Genomic DNA, 24,134 nt, shown 5'->3' on the forward strand with positions numbered 1-24,134 from the left:
TGTGGATAGGGCCCGCACAGGCCCTATTTTGCTTCCGTTTTGGGTCGCCAATACCTATATGCTGGGCATGGCAAGCGACGACACCACTCCCGAAAATACCCCGAACCAGAACAGCTACGGCGCAGACTCGATCAAGGTCCTCAAGGGCCTCGACGCAGTGCGCAAGCGTCCCGGCATGTACATTGGCGATACCGACGACGGTTCGGGCCTCCACCACATGGTGTTCGAGGTCTCGGACAACGCGATCGACGAAGCGCTGGCCGGGCATTGCGACCGGATCGTCATCCAGCTGAATCCGGACGGTTCGGTCTCGGTCGAGGACAATGGCCGCGGCATCCCGACCGGCATCCACTCCGAGGAAGGCGTGTCGGCAGCCGAGGTCATCATGACCCAGCTCCACGCCGGCGGTAAGTTCGAGAACACCAGCGACGACAATGCCTATAAGGTCTCGGGCGGCCTGCACGGCGTCGGCGTCTCGGTGGTCAACGCGCTGTCCGAATGGCTCGACCTCAACATCTGGCGCGACGGGCAGGAGCATTATATGCGCTTCGCGTTCGGCGACGCCGTGGCCCCGCTCAAGGTGCTCGGCCCCGCGCCCGAGGGCAAGAAGGGCACCCGCGTGACCTTCCTCGCCAGCCCCGCGACCTTCAAGATCACCGAATATGACTTCGAGAAGCTCGAGCATCGCTACCGCGAGCTTGCCTTCCTCAATTCGGGCGTGCGCCTGTTCCTGCGCGACGCGCGGCACGAGGAGATCAAGGAAGTCGAGCTTTATTACGAGGGCGGCATCGCCGCGTTCGTGAAGTATCTCGATCGCAACAAGCAGCCGCTGATGCCCGATCCCGTCGCGATCGCCGGCACCCGCGACGATGTGACGATCGACGTCGCGCTGGAGTGGAACGACTCCTATTACGAGAACGTCCTCTGCTTCACCAACAACATCCCGCAGCGTGACGGCGGCACCCATCTGGCGGCGTTCCGCGCCGCGCTGACCCGCACGATCAACAATTATGCGGACAAGTCGGGCGCGTTGAAGAAGGAAAAGGTCTCGCTCACCGGCGACGACATGCGCGAGGGCCTGACCGCGATCGTCTCGGTCAAGCTGCCCGATCCCAAGTTCAGCTCGCAGACCAAGGACAAGCTGGTCTCATCCGAAGTGCGCCAGCCGCTCGAGAGCCTGATGGCCGACAAGCTGGCCGAGTGGCTCGAAGAGAACCCCGCCGTCGCGCGCCAGATCATCCAGAAGGTGATCGACGCCGCCGCCGCGCGCGAGGCCGCGAAAAAGGCACGCGAACTGACTCGCCGCAAGGGCGTGATGGACATTGCCAGCCTGCCCGGCAAGCTTGCCGACTGCCAGGAGCGCGATCCGGCCAAGTCCGAGCTGTTCCTGGTCGAGGGTGACTCGGCAGGTGGTTCGGCGAAGCAGGGCCGCGACCGCCATTTCCAGGCGATCCTGCCGCTGCGCGGCAAGATCCTGAACGTCGAGCGCGCGCGCTTCGACCGGATGCTGTCGAGCCGCGAAATCGGCACGCTGATCCAGGCGATGGGCACCGGCATCGGCCGCGACGACTTCAACCTCGAGAAGCTGCGCTACCACAAGATCGTCATCATGACCGACGCAGACGTGGACGGCGCGCATATCCGCACGCTGCTGCTGACCTTCTTCTATCGCCAGATGCCCGAGATCATCCAGGCCGGGCACCTCTACATCGCCCAGCCGCCGCTCTACAAAGCGAGCAAAGGCCGCAGCGAGGTTTACCTCAAGGACGATGCGGCGCTCGACCAGTATCTGGTCGATGCCGGCGTTGGCGGCACCGTGCTCGACACGCAGGGCACGCAGCGCGGCGGCGAGGATCTGCGCCTTCTGATCGAGCATGCCCGCCGCATGCGCACGCTGATGCGCTATGTGCCGCGCCGCTATGATCCGATGATCATCGAGGCGCTGGCGCTCGGCAACGGCTTCGATCCGAACGCCACCCGCGAGCAGCGCGCCGCGAGCCTGACCACCGTCGTCACCCGGCTCGACGCGGCCGACGCCGATGCGCGCTGGTCGGCACGGGTCACCGAGGATGGCGGCTATCATTTCGAGCGGCTGTGGCGCGGCGTGACCGATCACCACATCGTCGAGCCCGCTTTCCTGGTCTCGGCCGAGGCACGCAAGCTCCACGCGCTCGCCGCCGAACAGTCGGCCCAGTATCTGCTGCCCTCCAGGCTGATCTCGTCCAAGGCGACCGCCGCGGCCGAAGCCGCCGAGGCGCCTGTTGCCGTCGAGGGCGAGGACGATCTCCCCGTCGTCGCCGGCAAGGGCGAGGCCCTGGTCTCGCGCCCGAGCCAGCTGCTCGACGCGGTGCTGACGTTCGGCCGCAAGGGCCTGTCGATCCAGCGCTACAAGGGGCTTGGCGAGATGAATGCCGAGCAGCTGTGGGAGACGACGCTCGACCCGCAGAACCGCTCGATGCTCGTCGTGCAGGTCGACCAGGCCGATGTCGCTGACGAGATCTTCACCCGCCTGATGGGCGACGTGGTCGAGCCGCGCCGCGAGTTCATCCAGGAGAATGCGCTGAGCGTGGCGAACCTGGACGTCTGACCGACATGATGTCGAGGCGGGGCCGATCGCGCCTCGCCTCGATTTGTCGCTGACGATCCGACGTCTTTCTCGGGCCGAACCGGCGCGTTAACTGTGCGCATTGACCCGTATTTAGCCGTCAGCAGGCTAATTCCCCACCGATCCAGGAGGGGCAAATGCGCATTCTACTTGCCGGCATCGCCGCGATTATTCTGACGAGCGGCACCGCTTCGGCGCAGAAATATCGCCACTTCAATATCCTCACCGGCGGCGCTTATACCGACAGCGAGGAAGCGCCGGACCGCTGGAAAGTGATGGGAACGGCGGACAGCCTCTCCGACGGCCAGGCCGCTGCGCTGTATCGCGCGGCGGAGATCACGGCGAAGGCCGGATCGCCCGCATTCCGGATCGTGCGGCAGAAGGTGCGGCTGACGACCCGCGAATATCGCGCGCTTCGCAAAATCGAATATCGCGAAACCGCCTATCTGACGATCCGAGCGGTGCGCACGCCCGGCGACCTGACGGCATGCGAGATGCCGAGTGCGGCGCAATGCATGACGCTGACGGTGCAGGACGTGATGTCGCGCTATGGCCCTGAGCTGGAGCAGCCCACGCGCCCGGCGCAGGTGATACCGGCCCTCGCCTTCGAGGTGCCGCACGCCGCGTTCCAGCCCAAGCCGGTTCCCCGTGCGCTGCCCGCCTATGTTCCTCCCGCGCCTGCGCCAATGCCGGTACCGGTGCCGGTGGCCGTGGCGAAGCCCATCGCCGTCCGGCCGGCCATGCCCGCTGCGCAGGTCGCGGCGCGCGAGGAGAAGCCCGGGATGACGAGCTGGGCCCCGCTGCCGGGCGCACCTGCCATCACCCCGCTCCCCGGCCAGGCAAGACCGCCGCGACGATAGCCGCCGGAGCGGGCGTGCCGCGCAATCCAACTTGCGGACTTGCGATTGATAGTTATTCGCAATAATTATCCCCCGTCTATCGAAGGGGGCCATGATGCGCTTTGCCAAACTCACGATCCTCGGCGCGATCGGCGCGCTGGTGCTGGGCACCGCGGCCCAGGCGCACATGCCCTATCTGCTCCCGACGCTGTTCGACGTGGGCAAGGGCGGCGACCACGTCACCGTCACGTCGTCGTTCGGCGAGGATGCGTTCGTGCCCGAGATCGGCATGAAGGATGCGCCGTTCCACTTCATCCGGCCCGATGGCACCAGGGGCGAAGTCGGGGCGCCGACCTATCTGCGCGACCTCACCATCTTTGAAGCGGATTTGAAGGCCGAGGGCACCTACCGGCTCACCACCGGCCAGCGGCTCGGGCGGATGGGCAAGATGTACGCGGTTGGCGGCAAATGGATCATCGCCGGCGAGGATGGCGCCCCGCCGGCCGGTGCGCGTGAAGTCGCGGTGCAGAGCACGACGCTGGCTGAGGCCTATGTGACGCGCGGGGCCGCCAGCGCGGGGGCGCTCAATCCGATCGGCACGGCGCTCGAGGTACAGCCGCTCACCCATCCTTCCGAGATCGCCTCGGGCAGCGACGCGAAGTTCCGGCTGTTGTTCGACGGCAAGCCGCTCGCGGGCACCGAAGTCACGCTGCTCCGCGCGGCGGGCAACTACGACGGAAAGAAGGTCGCCGCGACGGTTACGTCGGACGTGCAGGGCAATTTCACGCTGCGCCCCGAGGATGCCGGCCTCTATCTGATGCTGGTGCGCCACCGCACCGAGGCGCCGGCGGGCTCGGCGACGCCCTATCGCAGCTATACCTATACGCTGGCGTTCGACGCCGCCTGAGCGGCAGCGGTGGTGCGGTTCGTCGCCGCACAACCACGATATGGCGCAGCTTCGGCCCGCCGGTGTGGATTTGTTCACCGATCGGCGACAGGCCTGCCCCCGGGCAACACGGGACACGGGCAATGGGGGCAAGGTTCGAGCGGAGGATGGCATTTGCCGCCATGGCAATGCTGCTTTCACCCTGCGCGATTTCGCATGCCAAGGCACCCGGCCTGGCGCCCGCCGCCGCGATCGCGACGGGCGAGGCCAGCTATTATGCCGACCGTTTTGCCGGCAAGCGCACCGCGAGCGGCGAAGCCTATGACCCCAGCGACTTTACCGCCGCGCATCGTAGCCTGCCCTTCGGCACCCGCGTGCGCGTCACCGACGTCGAGAGCGGGCGCAGCGTCATCGTCCGGATCAATGACCGCGGCCCCTGGGGCAAAGGCCGGTTGATCGATGTCTCGCGCGCGGCCGCCACGGAAATCGGCTTGGCCCGCCGGGGCCGGGGCACTGTCTCGCTCGCGCTGGTGGAAGACGAAGCGACCGGGACCGCCGAGGACTAGCGAAACGCCCAGCGCAGCGTCTCGGCGACGCCGCGCGTGCCGATGCGCACTGCCGGGGTCGCGAGGCCGGTGCCGCGCAGGCCGTGCATCGTCCGCGCCCAATCAGGCAGCAAATCAACCGCAGCGCCGAAGGTGAGCGCCTGGAAGGGCTTCACCGCCATGCTGGGCGCGGGCTGGTCGAGCACCATGCGCGCGACTTCGCGGGTGCGCGCGTCGACCACCAGCTCGGGGCGCATCCGCGCGATCAGCGCATTGGCCTCGGCGCGGGTGCGTGGGACGTCGATCGTCCCGAGCGCCTCTGCGATGCGAGCGAAGTCGGCAAAATAGGCGTCCTGATCGGCCAGGCTCATGCCCGGCTCGGCATAGCGGATCCAGGCGTCGAGGAAGCTCACTGCCTCGGTGACATGGACCCAGGCGAGGAGATGGGGATCGTCGGCCGCGTACCGCGTGCCGTCGGGCAGGACGCCCTTCACCCGGGTATGGACGTCGCGGACCTTGTCGATCATCGCCTCGGCCTCGGCAGCTGAGCCATAGGTGGTGACCGCGATGAAGCGCGCGGTGCGGCGCAGGCGGCCGAGCATGTCGCCGCGGAAGGTCGAATGGTCCCAGACCCCGGCTAGCACCGCGGGGTGGAGCATCTGGAGGAGCAGCGCAGTGACGCCGCCGACCATCATCGTGGTGACGTCGCCGTGGACGCGCCAGACCACCGATTTCGGGCCGAACAGGCTCTCGTCGGGCTTGCGCTGGACGGGCTTCTCGCCGCGGTCCTGATCGTTGAACACCGCGCGCACCTGACCGATCAGCGCGCCGCGCAGCCGTTTTGCGATGCCGTCAGCGGGACTCATGCACGCCAAGCTAGGGACTAACAGCTTTCCCGCAACCGCCCGTTTTCGTTGCGCCACCGGACTGTTATGCTGTCATGACGCCAAATCCGGGGGGTGATTCTTGCTGCGATCGAAGCGATTCCGCGCCTTGTCGCTCACCCTGGCCACCGGGCTGCTCGCCACTGCGGGCGCCGCGCAGATGCAGCCGATCGGCGGGGGCAATGTGATGGCGGTGGTCGAGCGGCTGCAGCCCGGGCAATTCCTCTGGGTGCCCGAGATCGCGCCGCGCGGGCCGATGCTGGTGGTGGTGAACATCGCGACGCAGCGCGTGGTCGCATACCGCAACGGCGTGCCGATCGCAGTCTCGACGATCTCGACCGGGCGCGAGGGGCATCGCACGCCGACGGGCGTGTTCACGATCCTCCAGAAAGCCAAGTGGCACCGCTCGAGCAAATATTCGAACGCACCGATGCCGTTCATGCAGCGGCTGACCTGGTACGGGATCGCGCTGCATGCGGGGAATTTGCCGGGCTATCCCGCCTCGCATGGCTGCATCCGCCTGCCGAGCGAGTTTGCCCGGCTGCTGTTCGACGAGACCGAGCTGGGCATGACGGTGATCGTCACCAACCAGGCACCGGCGCTGCGCATCGGCGCCAACCCGCTCTCGCCCGCCTTCCCCGCCGGCCCGGCAGTGTGGCGGCCCGAGCTGGCGCCCGCGGGCCCGGTCTCGATCGTGGTCAGCGGCGCGGACCGGCGGATGGTGGTGCTGCGCGGCGGCGTCGAGATCGGATCGGCACCGGTGGCGTTCGACGGGCAGATCGACCGGATGCAGGCCTATGTGCTGCAGGACGTGGTCGCGGGCGACTATCGCTGGAAGCGCATGACCTTGCCCGGCGAGGGCAGTGCCGGTTCCAGTGCCGCGGCGCCCGAGGCCGCCCGCTTCCAGGGCAGCGACCCGTTCCGCCGCGCGTTGGCCGGGGTGGTCGGGCCGGGCACGACGCTGGTGGTGATCCCCGATTCGCTCGGCCTCGGCGCCGATCTCGCGCCGCCGACGCAGGACCCGGACGCGCTGATCGAGAATGACCCGGGCGTCGGCGGCTGGCTGGAGGACAGCTCGGTCGTCGCGCGCTGAGCGGAAAAGCGAAACTAAACGCACCCCCAAGCGCTTTCGCATTGACCCCGTAACATCTTGCAGTGCAGCAACGCGCCTCATGGCTAGCCTCGCAATCGCAAATAACGAGGATGTTCGCTTCCTCGGTCGGCTCCTCGGCAACGTGATCCGTGCCTATGGCGGCGAGGAGCTGTTCAAGCGCATCGAGTATATTCGATCCACGTCGGTCGATCGCGCGCGCGGCGTGGCGGGATCGGGATCGGTCGATCGCGGGCTCGACCGGCTGAGCCTCGACGAGACGCTCGATTTCACCCGCGGCTTCATGCTGTTCTCGATGCTCGCCAACCTCGCCGAGGATCGCCAGGGCGTGGAGAGCGAGAAGGATGCCGACATCGCCTCGGCGCTCAAGCGGCTCGAGGGCGAAGGGATCAGCCGCGAGGCGGTGATGCAGTTGCTCGACCATGCGCTGGTCGCGCCGGTGCTGACCGCGCACCCGACTGAAGTGCGCCGCAAGTCGATGATCGACCACAAGAACCGGATCGCCGAGCTGATGCTGCTGCGCGACCGCGGCGTGGCCGAGACCGAGGATGGCGACCAGGTCGAGGAAGCGATCCTGCGCCAGATCGCCTTGCTGTGGCAGACGCGCGTCCTGCGCCGCGAAAAGCTGGGCGTCGCCGACGAAGTCGAGACCGCGCTGTCCTATTTGCGTGACATCTTCCTGCCGGTGCTTCCCGCGCTCTATGCGCGCTGGGACCGGGCGCTGGGCGGCCGCGCGCCGAGCTTCCTGCGCCCCGGCAGCTGGATCGGCGGCGACCGCGACGGCAATCCCTTCGTCACTGCCGATTCGATGCAGTTCGCGCTGGCGCGCGCGGGCGAAGCAGTGCTCGGCTATTATCTCGACGCGGTCCATGCGCTCGGCGCCGAGCTGTCGATCTCGACCGAGCATGTCGCGGTGAGCGAGGCTTTGCTCAAGCTCGCCGAAGCCAGCCATGACGAGGCCAAGAGCCGCGCCGACGAGCCCTATCGCCGCGCGATCACCGGCGTCTATGCGCGCCTGGCCGCGACGCATGAGAAGCTGACCGGCAAGGCCCCGCCGCGCCCTGCCGCGCTCGCCGCCGAACCCTATGCCAATCCGGGTGAGTTCCGCGAGGAGCTGGTCGCGATCGCGCATGCGCTGGCCGAGGAAGGCGACGGCCCGCTCGCCACCGGCGGCGCGCTCGGCCGGCTGATCCGCGCGGTCGAGACCTTCGGCTTCCATCTCGCCACGCTCGACATGCGCCAGAACAGCGCGGTGCACGAGCGCGTCATCGCCGAGCTGCTCAAGGCAGGCGGCGTGGTCGAGGACTATGCGTCGCTCCCCGAGGACAAGCGCGTCGAGATCCTGCGCAAGGAGCTCGCCAACGCCCGCCCGCTGACCAGCCCCTATGCCGAATATTCGGAAGAGACCGCGTCCGAGCTCGCCATCGTCCGCGCAGCGGCGCAGGCGCATGCCAAATACGGGCGCCAGTGCATCACGCACTACATCGTCTCGATGGCGCAGTCGGTGTCCGACCTGCTCGAGGTCCATATCCTGCTCAAGGAAGCCGGGCTCTATATTCCCGGCGACGAACCGCAGGCGCACATCATGGCGATCCCGCTGTTCGAGACGATCACCGATCTCGAAGGCGCGCCGGCGATCATGGAAGCCTGGCTCGGCCTGCCCGAAGTGAAGGCGATCGCGGCAAAGCGCGGCCACCAGGAAGTGATGATCGGCTATTCCGATTCGAACAAGGACGGCGGCTACCTCACGTCGACCTGGCAGCTGTCGCGCGGCTCGACAGCGCTCGAGCCGGTGTTCGCCAAGGCGGGCCTAGGCATGCAGCTGTTCCATGGCCGCGGCGGCGCGGTCGGGCGTGGCGGCGGCTCGAGCTTCGCGGCGATCCTCGCCCAGCCCAAGGGCACGGTGCAGGGCCGGATTCGCGTGACCGAGCAGGGCGAGATCATCGCCGCGAAATACGGCACGCGCGAGAGCGCACGGACCAATCTGGAAGCGATGGCTTCGGCGACTTTGCTCGCCAGCCTCGAGCCCGAGAAGCTGAACAAGGCCGATGCCGAGCGTTTCGCCGCGGCGATGGACCAGCTCTCGGATACCGCCTTCAAGGCCTATCGCGGGCTGGTCTACGAGACCGAAGGCTTCCGCCAGTTCTTCCGCCAGGCGACGCCGATCGCCGAGATCGCCGGCCTCAAGATCGGCTCGCGCCCGGCGAGCCGCAAGAAGAGCGACGCGATCGAGGATTTGCGCGCCATCCCCTGGGTGTTCAGCTGGGCGCAGGCGCGCATCATGCTGCCGGGCTGGTACGGCGTCGGCCAGGCGATCGAGGCATTCGAGGACAAGGGGCTGTTGCGCGAGATGGCGACGGCCTGGCCGCTCTTCGCCTCGACGATGGCGAACATGGAGCAGGTGCTGGCCAAGTCCGACATGGAGATCGCCGCGCATTACGCCAATCTGGTCGAGGACAAGGCGCTGCGCGACGGCATTTTCGGCCGGATCCGCGACGGCTGGCAGCAGACACATGACGGGCTGCTCCAGGCGACGCGCCAGACCCGGCTGCTCGAGAAGCATGCCGGGCTGGAGACTTCGATCCGGCTGCGGCTGCCTTATATCGAGCCGCTCAACCTGCTGCAGATCGAGCTTTTGAAGCGCCACCGCGCGGGCGAGGACGATCCGCGGATCGGTGAGGGGATCCTGTTGTCGATCAACGCGATTGCGACGGCGCTGAGGAATAGCGGGTGATCGTCAAATCCTCCCCCAAAGCGCAGCGGCGGGGGAGGTGGCATGCGCAGCATGACGGAGGGGGCGGCGAGGCAGAGCCGCGCCGTCCTGAACTCTCGGCCCGCGATGGACGCACCTTTGGCGCGCCCCCTCCACCATTTGCTGCGCAAATGGTCCCCCTCCCCCGCCGCTTCGCTGTGGGGGAGGATTTTTCAGGCGAGAAACGGCGCCGCCACTTCCGGCGGCACGCGGATCAGCCGACCGCTCGCGCGCTCGATGATTGCCCAGGTGGTCTTCGCCTCGACGCGGACCTTGCCGTCGGCGCCGGTGAACTTCATGTGCCGGTCGAAGCGCGCGCCGCGCGGCGGCTCGGCGACCCAGGTCTCGGCGGTGACCGTCTCGCCGGCAGTGACGTTGCCGCGATAATCGATCTCGTGGCGGGTCACGACCCACATATAGGCGTCGCTATGTTCGGGCGCGGCGACGGCATACCAGTGTGCGACCGCGACATCCTGGATCCACTTCACCCACACGGCATTGTTGACGTGACCGAGCTCGTCAATGTCCTCGGGCGTGGCGGTGATGGTCGCGGTGTACGGAGTCATGCGCCCCTTCTAGCTTAACCAGATTTGGAAGCGCAGCCTTCATCGCTTGGCGCTATTCCGGCACGATGATCCCGCGCCGCCCCTCCAATATCTTCCGCAGCCGCTGGAAGGCGCTGTTCTGGGCCGCCGGCGTGCTCTTCACTGCCGTCACCTTTGTCGGTTTCGGCGACAAGGAGAGCCATCAGGCCGCCGCGGCGCTGCAGGACGCGACCGGCACCAATGTCAGCGATGCCGATCTCGCCATCCTGGCCAACCTCGCCGGCCAGTAACTCAGCGGATCACGGTGCAGGCGATCGGCGGCTGGCCGGGCGCTTCGAACGACATGTTGTCGCCCTTGCCGCGGAAGGTCGTGCGCCCGTCCGAATAGCTGATCCCCGAGGCCATGCGCTGCTGCTTGAGCACGACGCTCCTGCCCGCGCGGATGACCATCACCTGGCCCTTGTCCGGATCGAAGCGCGCAACGATGCGGACGCCGTCGATGCAGCGGAAGCGCGCCTGCGAACGGTTGTCGACCGTTGCGGGCGGCGTCTCGCCGGGGCGCGGCTTGAGATCGCTGCCGCTGATGTGCCAGCGGCGCTGCTCGGGCGTCGCGCCGTCGACCACCGCGCGGCGCAGCGTCACGCTGCCGCGCATGTTGAACGGGCCGCCGGCCTTGAGATTGCCATAGGCGCGCACCGGCACGGTGACGTAGCGCGATCCCGCCGCACCTTCGATTGCCGAGGGCGCGCCGACTTCGGCATGATAGTCGCGATATTTGGCGAAGCTCGCGGCGAACGCCTCGCGGCTCATCCCCGCGGCGCCGGCGCCCCATAGCGCATAGGCCTGGCCATATTTTCCCTCGCCGAGCAGCGCATAATAGGTCTGGACGACATTGGCCGCGCCCTGCGCGCTGTCTTCGGTGAAGGGCGCTTCGCTGACCACATCGGGGGTCCTGGCCGGAGCGGGCGCCGCCGCAGGCGTCGGCTTGGCGTCGGGCTTGATCGGATGCTTGTCGAGCGGCGCGGGCGAGGCGTCGTCGGTGATGTTGGTCTCTTCGCTCTGTACGACCTTGTTTTCGGGGGGCTGGGGCTGGCTGGTGCAGGCGCCCAGCGCGAGCAGGGCAATAAGGGTCAGGCGCATCCGGGATTCACTTTCATCAGGCCAATCGTCATAGGCGTAACGAACGTCTAGCCGGATGCGCCTGTTCCGTCAGTCCTCGAGTGGGCGGTTGCCGACGAATCCCAGCTTGGTGATGCCGGCACGCTTCACCGTGGCGAGGATTCCGTCGAACCGCTCATAGCGCGCCTCGGGGTCGGTCTGCATGTGGAGCGCGGCGCCCGATTGCTGGAGCGCGGCGAGCTTCTCGGGAAGCGCAGCGTCGGGGATCGTCGCACCGTTCCAGAACAATGCGCCCTGCCTGTCGATGCCGAGCACGGCGGGCGGCAGCGGATCGGTGGTGAGGTTCGGGCCCGAGGGCAGCTCGATCGGCACCTGGTTGGTGGCGATCGGAATCGAGAGGATCATCACGATCAGGAGGACCAGCATCACATCGATAAACGGCGTGACGTTCATCGCGCTCATCGGGACGGGTTCGGGAATGCGGGCAAAACGGGCCATGGCACCTCTCCTCTCACTTATGATGATGTAACATATCATTCGAGATGGGGATGGCAACTACTCAAATCCTCCCCCGGAGGGGGAGGGGAACCGCCAGCTTCAGCTGGTGGTGGAGGGGTAGCGCGCCGCAAACATCATCGCTCGTGGAGAATACCCCTCCACCAGCTGCGCTGGTCCCCCTCCCCCTCCGGGGGAGGATTTCAGGCGCTCAGCAATTCTCGTATTTCCAGTTCCGGCGCTTGCCTTCGCGCATCCATTCCACGGCGTCGGCGACGCGCTTGGCCTTGGTTTCCGGGCGCTTGGCTTCGGCGACCCAGTCGCAATATTCGCGGCGGCAGCTCGGCGGGAAGCCGTTGAACGTGGCGGCGGCGGCATCGTCGGCGGCAAGCGCTTCGGCCAGTTCGGGCGGCACTTCGGCCTCGCTTTTGGGCGCCGCCTTGGGACGCGCGGGCTTGCCCTCGCCGAGCTTCGCGGCCGCCTCGCGGATCAGCTGCTCGATCTCGGCTTCGCCCGGCAGGTCCGCGAGCGACTCGATGCGGCCGAACTGGCCCATCGCCTCGCCTTCCTTGCCGGTCTCATTGTCCTGCCGGTTCCAGAAGCCGAAGCTCGCATGCGCCTTGAACGACGCCATGTTGGCGAAGGGCTTGCCCTGCAGCATGAAGAAGGGGTGCGACCATTTGAAGGTCTCCTCCACCTCGGGCACCGCGGCGTGGAAGCGCGCGCGCAGCCAGGAGAGGATCGGCTGCGCGAATTCGGCGCGGCCCGCGATATAGGCGTCTACCCGGGGATCCCTGCTCATGGGGCGGCATGGTCTGCCGCCCCGGAGCGCAGGTCAAGATCAGGGTTCGAGCGAATCCTCGTCGGCGTCGTCGAGGTCGTCATCATCGTCGAGGTCGTCCTCGTCGAAATCGTCCTGGACCTCGTCCTCGGACTGGGCGCGCTCGTCCTGCTCGGAATCGTCGTCCTCTTCGCCGATCTCGTCGTCGACCATGTTGAGATCGTCTTCGTCGTCATCCTCGTCGTCGCCGAGATCGGGCGACAGGTCGGTCAGGAGATTGCCGTCGCTGGGGCCGTCGTTGGTTGCCTCGAGGATCTCGGCGCGCTGGCTCTCGTCATAGCCTTCCTCGTCGAACCCGTCATCGCCTGGACCACGCCCCGGAACCTGAAAGCCACCCATCGCCTGTCCTCATGTTGTGCGTCCGCCACGACGGCAGAGCCTTCGGAGTGCGAACGGCGGTGAGGCCCGAGCGTTCCCTAGCTGGGGCGGAACATCCGTCCGCGCTCTGTCACGGCTACTACCACGAAAGCGGTGACGCCCATAAGCAGGAAACCGGCATAGATCGGCACGGTGGTGCCGTTGAACGACTGGCCGATCGCCGCGCCGATCAGCGCCGAGCCGAGCGTGCTGACGAACCCCTGGAGGCTTGCCGCGGTACCGGCGATCTCGCCCATCTTCTCCATCGCCATCGCCGAGAAGTTCGAGGTGGAGAGGCTGACACAGCCCATCATCAGCGCCTGGAGCAGGATGAAGCTCCACAGCGCTTCATGGCCGCTGAGCGAGACGATGAGGTGGAGCGCCGCGAACAGGATCACGCCGGCCAGCGCGGTGTGCGAGATGCGGCGCATGCCGATCTTCATCACCAGCCAGGAGTTGAGGAACGACGCCAGCGCCATCGTCGAGGCGACGCAGGGGAAGACCACTGCGAGCAGGTTCGGCGCGTGGAACACCTCGTCCATCACCTGCTGCACCGATCCGATGAAGCCGAACAGCCCGCCCGAGAGCAAGGTGATGCCGATCGTGTAGCCCACCGCCTGGCGGTCGCGCAGCATCAGCGCGTAATCGGCCAGCACCCGGCGCGGGTTGAGCGACAGGCGCGCATCCTCGGACAGGGTCTCGGGCATGCGCAGCCAGAACCAGGCGACGACCAGCGTGGCGACGAGCGCCACCGCCCAGAAGATCAGTCGCCACGACCCGAAGAACAGCACGAGCTGCCCGAGGCTGGGCGCGAAGATCGGCGCGGCCATGAACACGATGATCGCCAGGCTCATCACCCGCGCCATCGCCCGGCCGGCGAAACAGTCGCGGACCAGCGCGACCGAGACGACGCGCGCGCCCGCGGCCGATGCGCCCATCGCCGCGCGGGCGATCAGCAGCAGCATGAAGCTCCCCGACGCCGCCGCCACCACGCTGGTGACGACATAGGACAGCAGCGCCAGCGCCAGCACCGGCCGGCGGCCATAGCGGTCCGAGAGCGGGCCGTAGATCAGCTGGGCGAAGGCGAAGCCGATCAGAAAGGCCGTGATCACATATTGGCGATGGTTGGGCGAATCGACGCCCAGGCTCGTGCCGATCGCCGGGAGCGCGGGCAGCATCGAATCGATGCCGAGCGCCGTCAGCGCCATCATCGCTGCAACCAGCGTGACGAACTCGACAAAGCCGAGCGGCGCCTTGTTCTGCGACTGCGCTGTGAGGTGCGGCTCTTCCATAGCGCGCAAATGACGCATCGGACGGCGCGCGTCACCCCCTTGTTGCACCCGATTCCCGCATCTGTTAGTGTATTGCTTCGATAATACGCCTTTTGGAGACTCGTCGATGCGTACCCTGCCGCTCCTGCTGCTTCCCCTCGCGCTCGCCGCCTGCGACGGCAAGGGCACCTCGGTCACGATCAACGCGACATCCGACGATGGCGAGAATTCGACCTTCGCGATGAACAACGGCACCGTCGCGATCAAGGGCGGCGGCTTCGAGGGCAATTTCAAGGTGCCCGCGATCAAGATGACCGCCGACAATTTCGACATGGACGGTGTGAAGCTCTACCCGAACTCGGCGATCACCAGCTTCAACATCGACGCGCAGGATCATGCCGGCGACAAGAAGGACGAGGGCAAGGTGACCGCCGCCTTCTCCAGCCCCGCCCCGCTCGCCACCGTCCAGGCCTGGTTCCGCGACAAGCTGACCGCGAAGAACTTCAAGTTCGCGGCCCAGGGCGACGGCTTCGCCGGCACCACCGACGATGGCGAGAGCTTCACGATCAATCTCTCGGCCGATGGCGGCGACAAGACCAAGGGCCGGATGGAGATCGTCGGCAGCTAGGCTTTGACGCCGCGCAATTCACACGGCCCCGAAACGAGTCATGCGCCCGTGCAACCCGAGCCGGCGCGCCTCTTGTCGCGCCGGCATCGGCGGGTCTAACTGGACCCAAGGAGACTCGATAAAATGGCTACTATTCTCGACGAGGTGCCTCTCGTCTCGATGGCCGAGCAGGCGAACGACCCCGAGGGGTTCGCGCAGAAGTTCGGCCAGTCGTTCCGCCGCTTCGGCTTCGCGATGGTCGCCGATCACGGCGTGCCGCAGGAACTGATCGACCGCGCCTGGGCCAAGACCAAGGAATTCTTCGCGCTGAGCGAGGAAGAGAAGCGGCAATACCACATTCCCGGCGGCGGCGGCGCGCGCGGGCTGACGCCGTTCAAGACCGAGATCGCCAAGGGTGCGACGCATGTCGACCTGAAGGAATTCTGGCATATCGGCCGCGAGCTGGCCAAGGGCCACCGCTTCGAGAAGGACATGGCGCCGAACATCTGGCCGCATGCGCCCGAGGGCTTCAAGGAAACCTTCCTCGAGCTGTTCCAGGCGCTGGACGATGCCGGCGACCGGCTGCTCTCGGCGATCGCGGTCTATCTCGGGCTCGAGCCGCACTGGTTCGACCGGGCGGTGAAGGACGGCAATTCGGTGCTGCGCCTGCTCCATTATCCGCCGGTGGCGGCCGATGCCCCCGAAGTGCGCGCGGGCGCGCATGAGGACATCAACCTGATCACGCTGCTGCTCGGTGCCGAGGAAGCCGGGCTCGAGCTGCTCGACAAGGATGGGCGCTGGCTCGCGGTCAAGCCGCCCCAGGGCGCGATGGTGGTCAATGTCGGCGACATGCTGCAGCGGCTGACCAACCATTATCTGCCCTCGACGACGCACCGCGTGGTCAACCCGCCGGTCGAGCGCCGCGGCACCGCGCGCTACTCGATGCCCTTCTTCCTGCATCCCGCGCCGGACTTCATGATCGAGACGCTGCCGTCGACGATCACCGAAGAAAGCCCCAACCGCTATCCGGAGCCGATCAGCGCGCACGACTATCTGTTCGAGCGGCTGGTCGAGATCGGGCTGATCAAGAAGTAACAAGCAAAACTTGCTTCCCCTCCCTGAAAGGGAGGGGCTAGGGGTGGGTCAGCGGCGGACGAGGCTCGATGCCTCGGCCGTCGCTTTCATGTCGGGCGTCAAGCTCGCGTTGCTCGCAACCCACCCCCGACCCCTCCCTTCCAGGGAGGGGAGTGAGAGAGATCATGACCGAACCGCTTCGTATCGCACTTGCAGGCCTTGGCACCGTCGGCGCGGGCGTTATCCGCCTGATCGACGCGAATGGCGAACTGATCGCCCGCCGTGCCGGCCGGCCGATCGAAGTGGTCGCGATCTCGGCGCGCGACCGCGCCAAGGATCGCGGCGTCGACATCTCGCGCTTCGACTGGGTCGACGATACCGCCGCGCTGGCACGCCATCCCAAGGCGGATGTGGTGGTCGAACTGGTCGGCGGATCGGACGGCCCTGCCCTCACGCTTGCCCGCGCCTCGCTCGCCGGCGGCAAGAGCTTCGTCACCGCCAACAAGGCGATGATCGCGCATCATGGCCTCGAGCTCGCCAGCGCCGCGGAAAACGCCGGGCTCGCGCTCAAGTTCGAAGCGGCGGTTGCTGGCGGCGTGCCGGTGATCAAGGGGCTACGCGAAGGCGCCGCGGCGAACGAGATCGCCCGCGTCTATGGCATTCTCAACGGCACCTGCAATTTCATCCTGTCCAAGATGGAAGCCGAGGGCCGCGACTTCGCCGATATCCTGAGCGAAGCGCAGCGGCTGGGTTATGCGGAAGCCGATCCCAGCTTCGACATCGACGGCGTCGATGCCGCGCACAAGCTGTCGATCCTTGCCAGCCTGGCCTTCGGCACGCAGCCGGCGTTCGACCAGGTAGCGATCACCGGCGTGCGCCACGTCATCGCGGCGGACATCGCCGAGGCGGCGGCGCTCGGCTACCGGGTGCGGCTGCTCGGCGTGGCCGATGCCGGCGCGGGCGGGCTGTTCCAGCGCGTCCACCCGCACCTCGTGCCGCTGAGCCATCCGCTGGCGCATGTGACGGGATCGACCAACGCGGTCGTCGCCGAGGGCAATTTCGTCGGCCGGCTGCTGTTCCAGGGCGCGGGTGCCGGTGACGGCCCGACCGCTTCCGCCGTGGTCGCCGATCTGATCGACATCGCGCGCGGCGAATTCGGCCCGCCCTATGCGATGCCCGCCACCGCACTTGCCAGCCAGAACGCCGCCAATGCCGGCGAGCGCACCGGCCGCGCCTATGTGCGCTTCACCGTGGCGGACAAGGTCGGTGTGCTCGCCGAGATCGCCGCAGCGATGCGCGACGCCGGCGTGTCGATCGAGAGCCTGATGCAGCGCGGCGCCAATCCGGACGGCAGCGTGCTCGTCGCCATCGTCACGCATGAAGGGCCCGAGCGCGCGGTCGCCGAAGCGCTCGACAAGCTGCGCGGATCGGCCAGCCTCACCGGCGAGCCGATGTGGATGCATATCCTCGCGGGTTAATTGTCGCCGAGACTGGTCTTGAGCACGGTCCGGCCGTCGCGCGGGCACCAGGGTGCGCCGGTGGTGCCACAGGCCATGCCGGTGCTCTTCACTGCATCGGTCTTGGGATCGACGACTTCGGTGCTGGCCAGCGGCAGCCGGTAGCGCGTGTTCGGATCGGTCGGCGTCGCGACCAGCACGCTGCGCGTCGGCGCGGCGCGGGCCGGGATGCGGGTGATGCGCGCCACGCGCGTCGTCCGCGCCTTCCGATAGCGCTGCGGATTGTCGGCAGTGGTGACGGCGCCGGACAGCGCCAGAGCGAGAAGCAGCATGGGAGCTCCCGAATGAGGTTCACCGCGCCCAACGCACGGCTTGCCTTCGGTGTCCCTCAGGGTGCGAGATCGCGCCGGACGTAATGGACGCCGCGCGAATTCACCGTCGCGGTCACGCCCACCGATCCGCAGCGCACGGTGAAGGCACCCTCGCCGCACGGCGCATGCCCGTCCGCGCCGTCGAACAGCCGGGTGAGCCTGCCTGCGTCGGTGTCCGGGTCGGCATAGGTCGTCGCCAGCGGCACTCGGTAGCGGTCCGCCTCGCGGCGCGAGCAGACGACGATTTCATTCTCGTCGCGGGCGCGCTTGCACTCCGGATTGGCCGACCAGTGCTGGCGATGCATCGCCATCGCCTCGGCCGGGGTGGCCGGCGGCGACTGATCCTGGGCGAGCAGCAGCAAGGCATGGAAAAGCATCGCACATCCTCCGCCCCCGGAACCGCTTCGCTAGCGCAACGATATGGCGGAATTGCGGACATCGCCGCCTGACAACGTTAGCGGCATCGACAAGTGGCGCGCCCCTGCCTAATCGCCGCCCCAAGTTCCAACCGCCGGGGTACTCCAGTTCATGTCGCAGACCGCCAGCCACGCGCTTGACCGCGTCCTCGTCCTCGAAATGGTGCGCGTGACCGAAGCGGCGGCGATCGCCGCCTCGACGCTCACCGGCCGCGGCGACGAGAAGGCGGCCGACGCCGCCGCCGTCGAAGCGATGCGCGATGCGCTCAACAAGCTCTATCTCGACGGCACGGTGGTGATCGGCGAGGGCGAGCGCGACGAGGCGCCGATGCTGTTCATCGGCGAGAAGGTCGGTGCGGCGCAGGGCAAGGGCCCGGCGATCGACATTGCGCTCGATCCGCTCGAAGGCACCACGATCTGCGCCAAGGCCGGCCCCAATGCGCTGGCGGTGCTTGCGGTGGCCGAGCAGGGCGGCCTGCTCAATGCGCCCGACGTCTACATGGACAAGATCGCGGTCGGCCCGGGCTATCCCGAGGGCGTGATCGACCTTGCCAAATCGGCGACCGAGAATGTGCATGCGATCGCCAAGGCCAAGGGCGTGCAGCCGCACGAGATCATCGCCTGCGTGCTCGATCGCCCGCGCCACGAGAAGCTGATCGCCGAGCTGCGCGGCATCGGTTGCGGTGTGGTGCTGATCGGCGACGGCGACGTGGCCGGCGTGATCGCCACTACCAATCCCGAGACGACGATCGACGTCTATATGGGTCAGGGCGGCGCCCCCGAGGGTGTGCTCGCCTGCGCGGCGCTGCGCTGCGTCGGCGGCCAGTTCAAGGGCCGGCTGATCTTCCGCAACGACGACGAGCGCGCCCGCGCCCGCAAATGGGGCATCGAGGATCTCGACAAGATCTACGACCTGACCGAGCTCGCCAAGGGCGACTGCATCTTCGCTGCGACGGGCGTGACCGACGGCTCGCTGCTCGAGGGCGTGAAGCGCTTCGCCGGCAAGATGACCACCGAGAGCGTGGTGATGCGCGCGCATTCGGGCACGGTGCGCTGGGTGAAGGGCGAGCATCGGATCTGATCCACCCCTCGTCATCCCCGCGAAGGCGGGGATGACGGCGTAGTTAAGCCCCCGCCACCAACCCATGCGCCGCTGCGAACGGCAGCCACCCCGCCAGCCGCGCCTCTCCGGCCACCGCCTGCGCCGGATCGCCGGGCAGCGTAGACAGCCAGTCGAACTGCCAGGGTTCGAGCGGATAACAGGCAACGCGGTAATGTGCCCGGGCCACCGCGAGCAGCATCGCCTCGCTGCGCGGCGGCACCGGTTCGCCGGTCGCGAGCATTTCGGAAAAGTCGAACGGCAGCGCGAGCAGCCGCACGCTGTCGGGCCGCCACCAGCGGCGCGGGGTGGCGAGTGCGAGTATGTCGGCGATCGCCGGTTCGAGCCCCGGCAAGGGGTGCGCCGCGCGCTCGATTCCGCGCGCGCGGTGGACCTCCGCCTTGGTCCTCTCGATCCGTGCCAGTGCGGCGGGGATCGCCCCGACATCCTGTGCGCCGCCGGGTGGGCGCGACGCCTCCAGCCAGTCGGCAAAGCCCGCGCCGAACTCGTAGAGCGTGTAGCTGCGCGAGGGATGCGCGGCGATATAGCCTTGCGCGAACAGGGCGAAGGCGGTCGGCCCGGCGAGCGCGCTGAGCAGCGGATATTCGCTCTCGAGGCACTCGATCAGCCGCTGGCGATAGCCGCTGGCATAGATGGCAACGCGATCCTCGGCGGTAAGGCGGTTGTCGCCATGGACATGCGCGCGGGCATCGGGCGCGGAAGCGGCGAGGATCGCGTCCTGCATCCAGTCCTGCAGCGTGGCGAGATCAGGCGGCAACGCACAGCCCCTCGCGCACCCGCCGCGCCTTGGCCAGTTCGGCGGCGACCACATCGAAGGCGGGGACATTGGCATCCCATTCGACCATCGTCGCGACCGGCCCGCAGCGCTCCCACAGGCGCGCATAGAGCGGCCACACCGCATCGGGGACCGGCGCGTCGTGCGTGTCGATCAGATGCGTGCCGTGATCGCTCGGGCCGGCGAGATGGACCTGGACGACATGCTCGGCGGGGATCGCATCGATATAGGTCAGCGGATCGAGCGCATGATTGAAGCTCGAGACATGGACATTGTTTACGTCGAGCAGCAGCCCGCAGCCGGTCAACTCGCACAGCCGCGCGAGGAATTCTGCCTCGTGCATCTGGCTGGCGCGGAATTCGAGATAGGTACTCGGGTTCTCGACGATCAACGGGCGGCCGAGGAAATCCTGCACCGCCGCGACGCGGCCGGCGACATGGTCGAGCGCCGCCTCGGTGAGCGGGATCGGCAGCAGATCGTGGCTGTTCACTCCCTGCACCCCGGTCCAGCAAAGATGGTCCGAGATCCACAGCGGCCGGAAGCGCTCGGCCAGATCGCGCAGCTTGGCGAGGTACCCCATGTCGAGCGGCGCGGTGCTGCCGATCGACAGCGACACGCCGTGGAGCACCACCGGGCGGTGCTCCGCGACATGCTCGAACACGCGCATCCCCCAGCCCTGATTGTCGAGCAGATTCTCGGTGATCGCCTCGAACCAGTCGACGCCCCAATTTTCCGGGGGCGTCGACATCAGATAGGGGAAATGCTCCTCGCGCAGTCCCAGCCCGTCGCCGGGATTGGGCAGGCCGAGCCGGGGCGCGGCCATCAGGTCGAGGGTGGATAGGCGAGGCGCAGGTCGTTCGGCGCCTGCTGGACCAGCCCTTCCACCGGCTTGTTGGGATCGCCATTGACCTTGTAGGCGACGACCTTGGCAAAAGCCTGGAAGGCGATGTCCTCGACCTTGTCGCCTTCCTTGAACTCGAGCGTGGCGATCTGCTTCGAGGCGGTCGGCGTGGGGGTCGGCGAGGGCGTCGGCGTGCCGCAGAGGTTCTTGTCCGCCCCCGGTGCGGCTGCGGGCTTGGGCGCGCCGCACAGCACCGGCTTCGCGCTGCCGACCAGCGCATAGACCGCCATCGTCCCAGACTTGGGATAGAGCTGCATCGCCGAGATCGGCACTGCGCAACCGCCGAACCCGCCGCAGATATTGTCGCTCGGCGCGGTATAGACCGGGCCGCTCGGCGTGGGCGACGGCGTTGGCGTGCCGCACAGCCCGCCATAGCTGCGCAGCGTCACTGCCGAGCAGCCGCCGCCGATCACCGCGGGCTGGACACCGCAATTGCCGCCCGCGACGGGGCTCGCCTTAGGCGTGTTCGCCACCTTCGACCCGCCACAGCTGCCGCCGCCGCTGGTGAGCTGGACGAAGCCGCAGCCGCCTTGGCCCTTGCACAGGTTCGAGCCGCGGCAAGTGTGGTAGATCGACGTCTCCGCACAGCTGTTCGTGCCCCATTTGCCGTCGACTTGCGTGAGGTCGAGTCCCTGGCAGGTGTGGTTGACGATGTTCGTATCCGGCTGGCCGACCCCCACCGACAGGTCGGGCGTCTGGCCGAACACCGCCCAGGCCGTCGACATGCGATCGCCCGATCCCGACATGGACGGGAAGGGGAAGGCGACGGTGGCGCTGCCCGGATTCCAGTAATTGTCGAGCACGGTGGTGACGCCCTTGATCGACCCGCACACCGCCTGGCTCATCTTCTGGAAATTGGCCGCCGCCTCGCTGCCGGTCTTCAGGCTGTTGAGCGCCGCCGCGATCTGGTCGGGGGTGGCGAGGCCATAGGGGTTGTCGTTCGGATCATAGCCTTCGGTGGTCAGGTCCTTGCCGGTCCATTTGCCGATCTTGGGCGACTGGTCCCAGGTCTCGAGCCCGCCGCTGCCGCGGATATCCTCGATCTCGCGGAAGCGCGTGTAGTGGTCGATGCCGTCATTGCCCGCGCGGGCGGCGGCATCGGCCGAAGGGACGAGCTTGCCGTCCTGCGAATAGCTCGGATAGTCCGAGGCGAGCGCGTCGCGGTCCGGGCAGTAATGCGGGTTGACGATACCCTGGACGAGCTTCTCCGAACCGTCCTTGAGCCGCTGGCCCTTGTCGTCATAGCGCGCGCCGAGCGTGGCGCCTTCGCCCTGGTCGGTGATCGCGTTCATCATGTTGAGCGCCTGGCGCAGCGCGATCTCGGGATCGGTGAGCGCGATCGTGGTCTCGAAGCCCATGAACTCGCGCATCGGATGGCCGGGGAAGCTGAAGCTGTTGAACAGGTCGTTCTGCTGGCCCGATGCGTTCATCACATGGTCCCAGAGCCGCGTGCCGTCCTCATAGCAGATCAGCAGATAGTCGCGGTAGCATTGGTACATATAGCCGATCGAGCCGAACATGATGTTGGCGTCGAGCGCCTCCACCGTCGTGTAGGCGAAGGGCACCTTGGGGAAATATTTGTCCTTGTTGCGAACGATGTCCTTCTCGGCGGTCTCCTGCGGCTGCTCGATTGCGAGGAACAGCTCGATCCGCTCCTTGTCGAGCGGGCCGACATTGACCGCGACATCCTTGAACCGGTTGGTGTCCTTCAGGTCGACCACGCCGGGGATCTTGGTGAGCTTGGGGCCGTAGCAGGTCCAGCCATGATCGCCGCTCTGCAGCGTGGTGGCGGTGAAGCACGGCACGGCGCCGACCGCGGTGGCGAGGTTGGCGGCCATCTGGAGGTGAAGCATCTCCTGGATGAACACCGAGAAGACGATGTTGAACGCCTTCTTGTTGCCCCAGCCCTTGTTGCCCGGCTTGTGCTCGAACACCGCGCTCGTCTTGGCGCCGGGCCATTGCCGGCCCTTGTAGAAGCTGTTCCCCTGGCTGGTGATCGGATGCATGCCCGTCACCGAGTAGAGCGAGGTCATGTAGAGCGGGATGGTGAACAGCTCGACATTGACCGCGGCCTGCGCGATCCAGCGCACCACCAGCGTATCGGTCTCGAGAAACTTGAGTGGGCGCGCGGACAGTTCGCCGGCAACGTGCGTCAGATGCATGACAATTTCCCCAAGCTTCGCATGAAACATGCGATGTGCTTGAGTTTCACCAACACTATTGGTCCGTCAATCGACGATAGAACCGATATAGTTGCATGCGATATTTGTTACGGTTTTCATTCAATTTACGCTTTTCTTGAAGGCACCTCGGCGCTTGCCTCGGCATCCGGGCGCGCTATTCCCGGCACTGTGAGGAAAAGGTGACGATGCACGCGCTGATGCCGCCGCTTATATTGCTGGCTTCGCTGGCGGCGCTGATCTGGTTCCAGCGCAACGACGTGCGCAGCTTCACGCGCTTCCGTGCGATCGAGGACAGCGCGCATCGCCAGCGAGTCCTGCTGCGCTGGGCGCGCAACGCCTGCCTGATGTATCTTGGCGTGCCACTGATCGGCCTGGCGCTGCTCGGTCGAGTCGAAGCGCTGTGGAATTTCCCCGCACCGTTCGGCCCGCTGCTCCTCGTCACCCCGGGCTTCGATCCCGATTTGCTCGGCCTGATGGGCGGTGGCGTGCTGGGCGGCGCCATCGCCGGCGCGGCCCTGGCGCTGCGCCGGCGCAAGCGCACCAAGGCGGCCAAGCCGGTTCCGGGGCTCGACATCACCCCGATGATGCCGCGCAACCGCGCCGAGCTGCTGCGCGTGATCCCGCTCGCGGTGAATGCCGGGATCAGCGAGGAGGTGTTCTTCCGCCTCTATCTGCCGCTGCTGATCACCCTGTGCGGCGCACCGCCCGCCTTCGCCTTCGTCGCCACCACGCTGATCTTCGGGCTGCTTCACCGCTATCAGGGCTGGCTGGGCGTGCTCGTCACCACCGCGCTCGGTGCGATCTTCGCACTGCTCTATCTCGGTGCGGTGACACTATTGGCGCCGATCATCTTCCACGTGCTGATCAATCTCAACGCACTGGTGCTGCGCCCGGCGATCGCCCTTCGGTTTCGGCCGCGAACCGATTGACAGCAGCAATACACCAATTACCCCCTCGCACATTCAGTTCTCGCGGGAGGT

24 protein-coding genes are annotated in these 24,134 nt (G+C 67.1%); 12 read left to right on the forward strand and 12 right to left on the reverse strand.

Features of this window, described 5'->3' with window-relative positions; all coding sequences use genetic code 11:
* The first annotated feature begins 58 nt into the window (after window positions 1–58).
* The 4 genes from gyrB (at window position 59) to HZY97_RS10715 (ending at window position 4,896) form a co-directional block, all read left to right on the forward strand.
* A complete protein-coding gene (gyrB, locus tag HZY97_RS10700; RefSeq protein WP_180144491.1) occupies window positions 59–2,587 on the forward strand; it encodes a DNA topoisomerase (ATP-hydrolyzing) subunit B in 2,529 nt (842 codons plus the stop codon).
* A gap of 155 nt (window positions 2,588–2,742) precedes the next feature.
* Window positions 2,743–3,465, forward strand: a complete 723-nt coding sequence (locus HZY97_RS10705; protein ID WP_180143421.1) for a hypothetical protein — start codon at window positions 2,743–2,745, stop codon at window positions 3,463–3,465.
* 94 nt (window positions 3,466–3,559) lie between these two features.
* Window positions 3,560–4,351 (forward strand): DUF4198 domain-containing protein, encoded by a 792-nt coding sequence (locus tag HZY97_RS10710; protein ID WP_257215005.1) that lies wholly within the window; start codon window positions 3,560–3,562, stop codon window positions 4,349–4,351.
* Window positions 4,352–4,512: 161 nt separating this feature from the next.
* A complete protein-coding gene (locus tag HZY97_RS10715) occupies window positions 4,513–4,896 on the forward strand; it encodes a septal ring lytic transglycosylase RlpA family protein (RefSeq protein WP_257215006.1) in 384 nt (127 codons plus the stop codon).
* On the opposite strand, the gene HZY97_RS10720 is transcribed toward HZY97_RS10715, so the two are convergent.
* The gene (locus tag HZY97_RS10720) at window positions 4,893–5,741 is read right to left on the reverse strand and encodes an oxygenase MpaB family protein (RefSeq protein WP_180143427.1); all 849 of its coding nucleotides are present in this window, start codon (window positions 5,739–5,741) and stop codon (window positions 4,893–4,895) included. The two genes, HZY97_RS10715 and HZY97_RS10720, sit on opposite strands and share 4 nt — an antisense overlap.
* 127 nt (window positions 5,742–5,868) lie before the next feature.
* Here HZY97_RS10720 and HZY97_RS10725 point away from each other — a divergent pair, with 127 nt between their 5' ends.
* Both HZY97_RS10725 and ppc read left to right on the forward strand, forming a co-directional pair.
* Window positions 5,869–6,852, forward strand: a complete 984-nt coding sequence (locus HZY97_RS10725) for a L,D-transpeptidase (protein ID WP_257215007.1) — start codon at window positions 5,869–5,871, stop codon at window positions 6,850–6,852.
* A gap of 79 nt (window positions 6,853–6,931) precedes the next feature.
* A complete protein-coding gene (ppc, locus tag HZY97_RS10730; protein WP_180143429.1) occupies window positions 6,932–9,604 on the forward strand; it encodes a phosphoenolpyruvate carboxylase in 2,673 nt (890 codons plus the stop codon).
* A 191-nt stretch (window positions 9,605–9,795) separates the two neighbouring features.
* Here the strand turns inward: ppc and HZY97_RS10735 are convergent, their stop codons facing one another.
* Window positions 9,796–10,188 (reverse strand): thioesterase family protein, encoded by a 393-nt coding sequence (locus HZY97_RS10735; protein WP_180143431.1) that lies wholly within the window; start codon window positions 10,186–10,188, stop codon window positions 9,796–9,798.
* Window positions 10,189–10,253: 65 nt separating this feature from the next.
* Here HZY97_RS10735 and HZY97_RS10740 point away from each other — a divergent pair, with 65 nt between their 5' ends.
* Window positions 10,254–10,457, forward strand: a complete 204-nt coding sequence (locus HZY97_RS10740) for a hypothetical protein (protein WP_180143433.1) — start codon at window positions 10,254–10,256, stop codon at window positions 10,455–10,457.
* 1 nt (window position 10,458) lies between these two features.
* Here HZY97_RS10740 and HZY97_RS10745 read toward each other — a convergent pair whose 3' ends face one another.
* From HZY97_RS10745 to HZY97_RS10765, 5 genes are all read right to left on the reverse strand, one after another.
* On the reverse strand, window positions 10,459–11,307 hold the full coding sequence (locus HZY97_RS10745; RefSeq protein WP_180143435.1) for an MliC family protein: 849 nt from the start codon (window positions 11,305–11,307) through the stop codon (window positions 10,459–10,461).
* Window positions 11,308–11,376: 69 nt separating this feature from the next.
* Window positions 11,377–11,784: a biopolymer transporter ExbD gene (locus tag HZY97_RS10750; protein ID WP_180143438.1), complete on the reverse strand. Its 408-nt coding sequence runs from the start codon at window positions 11,782–11,784 to the stop codon at window positions 11,377–11,379.
* 208 nt (window positions 11,785–11,992) lie between these two features.
* Complete coding sequence (locus HZY97_RS10755; protein ID WP_180143440.1) at window positions 11,993–12,583, reverse strand: YdeI/OmpD-associated family protein; 591 nt, start codon at window positions 12,581–12,583, stop codon at window positions 11,993–11,995.
* A gap of 39 nt (window positions 12,584–12,622) precedes the next feature.
* Window positions 12,623–12,961 carry a DNA primase gene (locus HZY97_RS10760; RefSeq protein WP_180143442.1) on the reverse strand — a complete coding sequence of 113 codons (339 nt, stop codon included), beginning with the start codon at window positions 12,959–12,961 and terminating at the stop codon, window positions 12,623–12,625.
* A 77-nt stretch (window positions 12,962–13,038) separates the two neighbouring features.
* Complete coding sequence (locus tag HZY97_RS10765; protein ID WP_180143443.1) at window positions 13,039–14,271, reverse strand: multidrug effflux MFS transporter; 1,233 nt, start codon at window positions 14,269–14,271, stop codon at window positions 13,039–13,041.
* A 106-nt stretch (window positions 14,272–14,377) separates the two neighbouring features.
* Here HZY97_RS10765 and HZY97_RS10770 point away from each other — a divergent pair, with 106 nt between their 5' ends.
* The 3 genes from HZY97_RS10770 (at window position 14,378) to HZY97_RS10780 (ending at window position 17,409) form a co-directional block, all read left to right on the forward strand.
* Window positions 14,378–14,878, forward strand: a complete 501-nt coding sequence (locus HZY97_RS10770) for a hypothetical protein (RefSeq protein ID WP_180143444.1) — start codon at window positions 14,378–14,380, stop codon at window positions 14,876–14,878.
* A 123-nt stretch (window positions 14,879–15,001) separates the two neighbouring features.
* Complete coding sequence (locus HZY97_RS10775; RefSeq protein WP_180143445.1) at window positions 15,002–15,952, forward strand: isopenicillin N synthase family oxygenase; 951 nt, start codon at window positions 15,002–15,004, stop codon at window positions 15,950–15,952.
* A gap of 164 nt (window positions 15,953–16,116) precedes the next feature.
* Window positions 16,117–17,409 (forward strand): homoserine dehydrogenase, encoded by a 1,293-nt coding sequence (locus HZY97_RS10780; RefSeq protein WP_180143446.1) that lies wholly within the window; start codon window positions 16,117–16,119, stop codon window positions 17,407–17,409.
* On the opposite strand, the gene HZY97_RS10785 is transcribed toward HZY97_RS10780, so the two are convergent.
* Both HZY97_RS10785 and HZY97_RS10790 read right to left on the reverse strand, forming a co-directional pair.
* Window positions 17,406–17,720 carry a hypothetical protein gene (locus HZY97_RS10785; RefSeq protein WP_180143447.1) on the reverse strand — a complete coding sequence of 105 codons (315 nt, stop codon included), beginning with the start codon at window positions 17,718–17,720 and terminating at the stop codon, window positions 17,406–17,408. The two genes, HZY97_RS10780 and HZY97_RS10785, sit on opposite strands and share 4 nt — an antisense overlap.
* A gap of 56 nt (window positions 17,721–17,776) precedes the next feature.
* Window positions 17,777–18,136, reverse strand: coding sequence for a hypothetical protein (locus HZY97_RS10790; RefSeq protein WP_180143448.1), 360 nt, complete (start codon window positions 18,134–18,136; stop codon window positions 17,777–17,779).
* Between the two features lie 151 nt (window positions 18,137–18,287).
* Here HZY97_RS10790 and glpX point away from each other — a divergent pair, with 151 nt between their 5' ends.
* On the forward strand, window positions 18,288–19,256 hold the full coding sequence (glpX, locus tag HZY97_RS10795) for a class II fructose-bisphosphatase (protein ID WP_180143450.1): 969 nt from the start codon (window positions 18,288–18,290) through the stop codon (window positions 19,254–19,256).
* Window positions 19,257–19,299: 43 nt separating this feature from the next.
* On the opposite strand, the gene HZY97_RS10800 is transcribed toward glpX, so the two are convergent.
* Genes HZY97_RS10800 through HZY97_RS10810 form a run of 3 tightly spaced genes read right to left on the reverse strand, consistent with a single transcriptional unit; the run spans window position 19,300 to window position 23,133 of the window.
* Window positions 19,300–20,052 carry a DNA-binding domain-containing protein gene (locus HZY97_RS10800; RefSeq protein ID WP_180143451.1) on the reverse strand — a complete coding sequence of 251 codons (753 nt, stop codon included), beginning with the start codon at window positions 20,050–20,052 and terminating at the stop codon, window positions 19,300–19,302.
* Window positions 20,042–20,893, reverse strand: a complete 852-nt coding sequence (locus tag HZY97_RS10805) for a DUF692 domain-containing protein (protein WP_180143452.1) — start codon at window positions 20,891–20,893, stop codon at window positions 20,042–20,044. The genes HZY97_RS10800 and HZY97_RS10805 overlap by 11 nt, the downstream gene beginning before the upstream one ends.
* Window positions 20,893–23,133 carry a ferritin-like domain-containing protein gene (locus HZY97_RS10810; protein WP_180143453.1) on the reverse strand — a complete coding sequence of 747 codons (2,241 nt, stop codon included), beginning with the start codon at window positions 23,131–23,133 and terminating at the stop codon, window positions 20,893–20,895. The genes HZY97_RS10805 and HZY97_RS10810 overlap by 1 nt, the downstream gene beginning before the upstream one ends.
* Before the next feature lie 206 nt (window positions 23,134–23,339).
* Here HZY97_RS10810 and HZY97_RS10815 point away from each other — a divergent pair, with 206 nt between their 5' ends.
* Window positions 23,340–24,083 carry a CPBP family intramembrane glutamic endopeptidase gene (locus HZY97_RS10815; RefSeq protein ID WP_257215046.1) on the forward strand — a complete coding sequence of 248 codons (744 nt, stop codon included), beginning with the start codon at window positions 23,340–23,342 and terminating at the stop codon, window positions 24,081–24,083.
* Window positions 24,084–24,134 lie beyond the last annotated feature (51 nt).

This window comes from Sphingomonas sp. R-74633 (assembly GCF_013416555.1).
GTDB lineage: Bacteria > Pseudomonadota > Alphaproteobacteria > Sphingomonadales > Sphingomonadaceae > Sphingomonas.